The organism is Streptomyces sp. NPDC097619 (assembly GCF_040302735.1).
Lineage (GTDB): Bacteria > Actinomycetota > Actinomycetes > Streptomycetales > Streptomycetaceae > Streptomyces.
The window spans coordinates 1-6,074 of record NZ_JBEOSD010000267.1 but is presented as its reverse complement, the minus strand read 5'-3'; the positions used below and the strand labels follow the sequence as shown (position 1 = coordinate 6,074).

6 protein-coding genes are annotated in these 6,074 nt (G+C 75.4%); 5 read left to right on the top strand and 1 reads right to left on the bottom strand.

Going from position 1 to position 6,074, the window contains the following annotated elements:
• From ABTZ17_RS35910 to ABTZ17_RS35895, 4 genes are all read left to right on the top strand, one after another.
• A partial coding sequence (locus ABTZ17_RS35910; protein WP_352200016.1) for a penicillin-binding transpeptidase domain-containing protein occupies nucleotides 1-910 on the top strand: 910 nt, incomplete at its 5' end.
• A 126-nt stretch (nucleotides 911-1,036) separates the two neighbouring features.
• Nucleotides 1,037-1,534: a GNAT family N-acetyltransferase gene (locus ABTZ17_RS35905; protein ID WP_352200015.1), complete on the top strand. Its 498-nt coding sequence runs from the start codon at nucleotides 1,037-1,039 to the stop codon at nucleotides 1,532-1,534.
• A gap of 105 nt (nucleotides 1,535-1,639) precedes the next feature.
• Nucleotides 1,640-2,350, top strand: a complete 711-nt coding sequence (locus ABTZ17_RS35900; RefSeq protein ID WP_352200014.1) for a DsbA family oxidoreductase — start codon at nucleotides 1,640-1,642, stop codon at nucleotides 2,348-2,350.
• A 101-nt stretch (nucleotides 2,351-2,451) separates the two neighbouring features.
• The gene (locus tag ABTZ17_RS35895) at nucleotides 2,452-3,567 is read left to right on the top strand and encodes an aminotransferase class V-fold PLP-dependent enzyme (RefSeq protein ID WP_352200013.1); all 1,116 of its coding nucleotides are present in this window, start codon (nucleotides 2,452-2,454) and stop codon (nucleotides 3,565-3,567) included.
• Nucleotides 3,568-3,633: 66 nt separating this feature from the next.
• Here ABTZ17_RS35895 and ABTZ17_RS35890 read toward each other — a convergent pair whose 3' ends face one another.
• Entirely contained in the window at nucleotides 3,634-4,701 is a 1,068-nt protein-coding gene (locus tag ABTZ17_RS35890; RefSeq protein ID WP_352200012.1) for an aminotransferase class V-fold PLP-dependent enzyme, read from the bottom strand.
• An 84-nt stretch (nucleotides 4,702-4,785) separates the two neighbouring features.
• Here ABTZ17_RS35890 and ABTZ17_RS35885 point away from each other — a divergent pair, with 84 nt between their 5' ends.
• On the top strand, nucleotides 4,786-5,922 hold the full coding sequence (locus ABTZ17_RS35885) for an amidohydrolase family protein (protein ID WP_352200011.1): 1,137 nt from the start codon (nucleotides 4,786-4,788) through the stop codon (nucleotides 5,920-5,922).
• Nucleotides 5,923-6,074 lie beyond the last annotated feature (152 nt).

Sequence of the window (6,074 nt, the reverse complement as noted above, 5' to 3'; positions counted from 1 at the left end):
CGGCAGCACCAAGACCGACGGCAAGGCCTGGCAGGAGCTCAACGCCGACGAGGGCAAGGCCATGCTCAACGTGGCCCTGCGCGGCCCGGTCGCCCCCGGGTCCACCTTCAAGCTCGTCACCCTGGCCGCCGCCCTCGAAGCCGGCCTGTACGACTCCATCGACGAGCCCACCGTCAGCCCCGACCCCTACGTCCTGCCCGGCACCCGCACCGTCCTGAAGAACGAGAGCGCCACCGCCCCCTGCGAGAACGCCTCGCTGCGCACCGCCCTGCGGTACTCCTGCAACAACGTCTTCGCGGAGCTGGCCCACAAGCTCGGCCAGCAGAAGATGATCGAGACCGCCGAGAAGTTCGGCTTCAACACCGAGCAGTTCACCCCCGTCCGCTCGGCCGCCAGCACCTACCCGAAGAAGAAGATGTCTCCCGACCAGGTGGCGCAGACCGGCATCGGCCAGTTCGACGTCACCGCCACCCCGCTCCAGATGGCGATGGTCTCCGCCGCGATCCAGAACGGCGGCAAGCTCGTCGCCCCCCACATGGTCTCCGAGGTCACCGACGCCGACGGCACGGTCCTGGAGAGCTTCAAGGACCCGAAGTCCGAGCAGATCATGAGCGAGGGCACCGCCGAGATGATCCGCGACGCCATGCGGACCGTGGTGGAGGAGAGCGGCGGCTCCCCGGCCAAGGTCCCCGGCGCCGAGGTCGGCGGCAAGACCGGTACCGCCCAGCGTGGCGTCAACAACAGCCTCAACCCGTACGCCTGGTTCACCTCCTACGGGCAGAAGGGCGGCAAGCAGGTCGCCGTGGCCGTCCTCATCGAGGGCTCCGACACCGACCGCACCGACATCGCCGGCGGCCGACTCGCCGCCCCCGTCGCCCAGAAGATGATGGCCGCGGCGCTCGGGTCGTAGGGACCGGTGTCCGGGGGCGGGGACCCGACGGGGACGCGCGGACCGCGCCCGGCCGGACCCACCGCCCCCGACCGGATCCCGCGCGGGCCGGGAACCGGCGGCCCGACCCGCCGCGTTCTCCTCAGCATGCTCATGATCAGAGCCGCCGTGCCCGCGGACCTCGACCGGATCGCCGAGCTCCACGCCCGCGCCCGGGCCACCTACTACCGCGCCCGGCTCCCCGAGGAGGGGGATCGGGGCGGCACCGGGCCCGCCCGCACCCGGGAGCCCTGGGCCCGGGCTGTGGCCCGCGGGGACGGCGGCGTGCTCTGCGCCCTCCGCGCCGGCGAGCTCGCCGGGGTCGCCGCCTTCCGTGCCGTGGAAGGCGCCATGACCCTCGCCCAACTGCACGTGGACCCCGGCCACTGGCGCGAGGGCGTGGGTCGCGCCCTGCACGACGCCTGCCTCGACGCCTGGCGCCGCAGCGGGGCCGACCGGGTCCGGCTGGAGGTGTACGTGCACAACCACCGCGCCCGGTCCTTCTACGCGGCACTCGGCTGGCGGCCCGGACCGGCCCCCCGGCGGCCCGGCGCCACCCACCGCGAACTGTGGCTGGAACTGTCCCGGGAGCCGCCCCGGGAATGAGACGTACCGGTCCGGTGTTGTGCACCCCGGCACGGTCGATCCGGCAGTCCCGCCGGCGGCCCGCCGCCGTCCGCACCCGCACCCGTCAACGGAGGATTCAGGAACATGCGCGTCGAGATCTGGGGCGACATCGCCTGTCCCTGGTGCTACGTCGGGAAGGCCCGCTTCGAGCAGGGGCTGGCCGCCTTCGCCCACCGCGACGAGGTCGAGGTCGTGTACCGCTCCTTCGAGCTGGACCCGAAGGCCCCCGCCGGCGTGACCGCCCCCGTCACCGAGATGCTGGCGCAGAAGTACGGCCGCACCCCGGAGGAGGCCCGGGGCATGGAGGAGCACGTGGCGGGCACCGCCCGTGCCGAGGGCCTGCCCTACGAGGTGGACGGCCGCCTGCACGGCAGCACCTTCGACATCCACCGCCTGCTCCACCTGGCCGCCGCCCGCGGCCGGCAGTCCGAGCTGCTCGACCTCGCCTACCGCGCCAACTTCGCGGGCCAGGGCTCCGTCTACGAGCCCGAGGGCCTGGTGGCGCTCGCGGTGGCCGCCGGACTCGACGAGGCCGAGGCCCGCGCCACCGTCGCCGACCCCGAGGCCTACGCCGCCGAGGTCCGCGCCGACGAGCGCGAGGCCGCCGAACTCGGCGCGAACTCCGTGCCGTTCTTCGTCTTCGACCGCCGCTACGGCGTCTCCGGCGGACAGCCCGCCGCGCTCTTCACCCAGGCCCTGGAGCAGGCGTGGGCCGGCCGGGAGCCGGAGTCCGCCGGTGCCGCGGACGCCGAGGCGTGCGAGCCCGACGGGGCCTGCGCGGTGCCCCAGGGCTGACCGGGAGCCCCACCACGACCCCCTCTGCATAAGAATTCCTTTGACTCGCCATGGGTTTTTCGCCCATGGACTTTGAGAAGGGTCTGGCGCAGAGTGGGGTCATGGAGCTCACGGACCCACCCCTCGGGGGCGCCGCGCCTGCGCACGCCCCGTCCTCCGACGCCTCCCTCGCGGCCCTGCTCGCCGAGGAGTTCGTCCCCCGGAGGACCACCTACCTCAACACCGCCACCTGCGGGATCCTGCCCCGCCGCGGGCTGGAGGCGGCCCGCGAACTGGCCGCCGCGGCCGCGGCGGGGGAGCCCGGCGGATTCGGCGACTTCGGCCGCGTGGAGCGGGTCCGCGAACGCTTCGCGCGCCTGGTCGGCGTGGCACCCGGCCGGGTCGCCCTCGGCTCCTCCGTGGCCACGCACGTGGGCCTGATCGCCGCCGCACTGCCCGCCGGCGCCGAAGTCCTCTTCGCCGAGGGCGACTTCGCCTCCGTGATCAACCCGTTCGTGGTGCGCGGGGACCTCGCCCTCAGGTTCGCCCCCCTGGAGGCCCTCGCGGAGTCCGTCCGCCCCGCCACCGCCCTGGTCGCCGTCAGCGCCGTACAGTCCGCCGACGGTCGCCTCGCCGACCTCCCCGCCCTCCGCGCCGCGGCCACCGCCCACGGGACCCGACTCCTCGTCGACGCCACCCAGACCGCGGGCTGGCTGCCCTTCGACGCCTCGCCCTACGACTACACCGTCACCGCGGGCTACAAATGGCTGCTCGGCGCCCGCGGCGCCTCCTACCTCACGGTCTCCGAGGAGGCCGCGAAGGAGCTGGTCCCGCTGCACGCCGGCTGGGTCGCGGCCCGCTCCATGTGGGACGCTGTGTACGGACCCATGCCGGAACTCGCCGAGGACGCGCGTCGGTTCGACGAGAGCCCGGCCTTCCTCGCCTACCACGCGAGCGAAGCCGGACTGGAACTCCTGGAACGCGCGGGGGCCGCCGCCGTACACGCCCGCACCGCGGCCCTGGCCGCCCGCTGCCGGGAGGGGCTCGTCGCCCTGGGCCACGCGCCCGTCCCCGGCACGGCCCCGATCGTCTCGGTACCCGGCCCGGCCGCCCGACAGCCCGAACTCGCGGCCGCCGGGATCGTCACCTCGGCCCGCGCCGGGGCCCTGCGGATCTCCCTGCACCTGTACAACACCGAGGCGGACGTGGACCGGCTCCTGGCCGCGCTGTCCGACTGAGCGGGGGCGGTGCGGGGCGAACCCCGCCCCGCACCGCCCGCGCCCGGAGACCGCCGTCCGCGCGGGTCAGGCCGCGGGCCAGGCCGCCTCCGCCGCCGCCAGACCGGCGCGGACGGCGGTCTCCGGGCGGCCCAACGCCCCGGCCAGGGCCGCCAGGGAGGCCCGTACGGTCTCCCGCGTGGCCGCCGCCCCGTAGTGGTTCACCCGGAGCATCTCCGCCGAACCGGCCGTCACCGGCACCCCCGCCTCCCGCACCCGGGCCGCGATCGCGGGCGCGTCCGCCACCCGCAGCGTGGTCGCCACCGGGGCGGCCGCCGCCGGGTCCGTCACGTACGGGGCCACGCCCAGGGCCTCCGCCCCCGCCCGCACCGCCGCCGCGGCACCCGCGTGCCGGGCCGTCACCGCGGACAGTCCCTCGGCCCCGATCCGCTCCAGGCACGCCTCCAGCCCCAGCATCTCCAGCTGCGCCGGCGCGTGCAGCAGCGTCTTCCGGCCGCCGTCGATCCACCGCTCCTTCCAGTCCAGCAGCGACAGGTACGAGCGGCGCGGCGCCGCCGGGTTCGCCGCGAAGGCCGCCCAGGCCCGCTCCGACACCGACACCGCCGACACCCCGGCCGGACCGCCCATCGCCTTCTGCGCGCCGATCACGCACAGGTCCACGCCCCACGCGTCCGGCAGCAGCGGCTCCGCCGCCACCGAGGCCACCGCGTCCAGCATGAACAGCGCCCCGTGCGCCCGCACCACCTCGCCGATCTCCGCCACCGGATTGGTGTTGCCGGTGGCGGCCTCCGCGTGCACCAGCGACACGAACGAGATCTCCGGCCGTTCCGCCAGCGCCCCCGCCACCCGCTCCGCCGACACCGCCGAGTCGAAGGGCACCACCAGGTCCACCACCTCGGCCCCGCAGTCCCGCAGCCAGTTCCCGAAGGTGTTGCCGTACGGGCCCGTGACCACGTTCAGCGCCACCGAGCCCGGCCGTGCCCCCGAGCGGATGCAGCCCTCCAGAGGCAGCAGCGCCTCGCCCTGGGTGACCACCACGTCCTGACGGGTGGACAGCAGGTCCGCGACCCGCTTCTCGATCGAGGCGAAACGGTCCGCCGTGAGCGGGGGGAGGTCCAGGAGGGGGTGGTTCACGGGTCTGCTCTCTTCGTCCGGGGCGCCCCGGTACGTCCCGGGCCGCTCTGCCGAGACTATCCCCGGCCTGCGTACAGTGCGGCCATGAGCGATCACGCACAGCAGGCGGCGGGCAGGGATCCGGCGGCGCGGGACGGCGGGACCGTCCTGCACGTGACGGGGCGGGTGCTCACCGGGCCCGAGGAGGTCCGCGACGAACTCTGGGTGGTGGGCGGCCGGATCACCTTCGAACGGCCCCGCACCGCCCGCGGGACCGTCACCGTCTCCGGCTGGGCGCTGCCGGGCCTGGTGGACGCCCACTGCCACGTCGGCCTCGACGCGCACGGCCCCGTGGACGCCGCCACCAGCGAGAAGCAGGCGCTGACCGACCGGGACGCGGGGACCCTCCTGATCCGGGACGCCGGCTCCCCCTCCGACACCCGCTGGATCGACGAACGCCCCGACCTGCCCGAGGTGATCCGGGCGGGCCGGCACATCGCCCGCACCCGCCGCTACATCCGCAACTACGCCCACGAGATCGAGCCCGCCGACCTGGTGGAGTACGTGGGGCGGGAGGCCCGGCGCGGGGACGGCTGGGTCAAGCTGGTCGGCGACTGGATCGACCGCGACGCCGGCGACCTGACGGCCTGCTGGCCCCGCCCGGAGGTCGAGGCGGCCATCGCCGAGGCCCACCGGCTCGGCGCCCGGGTCACCGCCCACTGCTTCGCCGAGGACTCCCTCCGCGATCTGGTCGAGGCGGGCATCGACTGCGTCGAGCACGCCACCGGGCTGACCGAGGACACCATCCCGCTCTTCGCGGAGCGGGGGGTGGCCATCGTGCCGACCCTGGTCAACATCGCCACGTTCCCGCGGCTCGCGGACGGCGGGGAGGGCAGGTTCCCGCGCTGGTCGGCGCACATGAGGCGGCTGTACGAGCGGCGCTACGACACCGTGCGCTCCGCCTACGACGCGGGGGTGCCGGTCTTCGTGGGCACCGACGCGGGCGGTTCCCTCCCGCACGGGCTGGTGGCCGCGGAGGTCGCCGAACTCGTCAAGGCGGGCATCCCGGTGTCGGCGGCGCTGTCGGCCACCACCTGGGGGGCCCGCGCATGGCTGGGGCGGCCCGGCCTGACCGAGGGGGCCCCCGCGGACCTGGTGGTCTACGGGGCCGACCCGCGCACCGATCCGGGAGTGCTCGCCGACCCGCGCCGGGTGGTGCTGGGCGGGCGCGTCGTGGCCTGACCGGTCGGGCCCGGCGCGCGGTTGACGGACCGTTACCCGGCCCCCGGAAGGGTCGTTGAAGAGGGCTTTCACGGCGGCGCGCACCCCGGTGCCCCGGCGCCCCGAACGGATTCACCGGAAACCGCTCCTCCGTCAGCTCCGGACGATGCAGA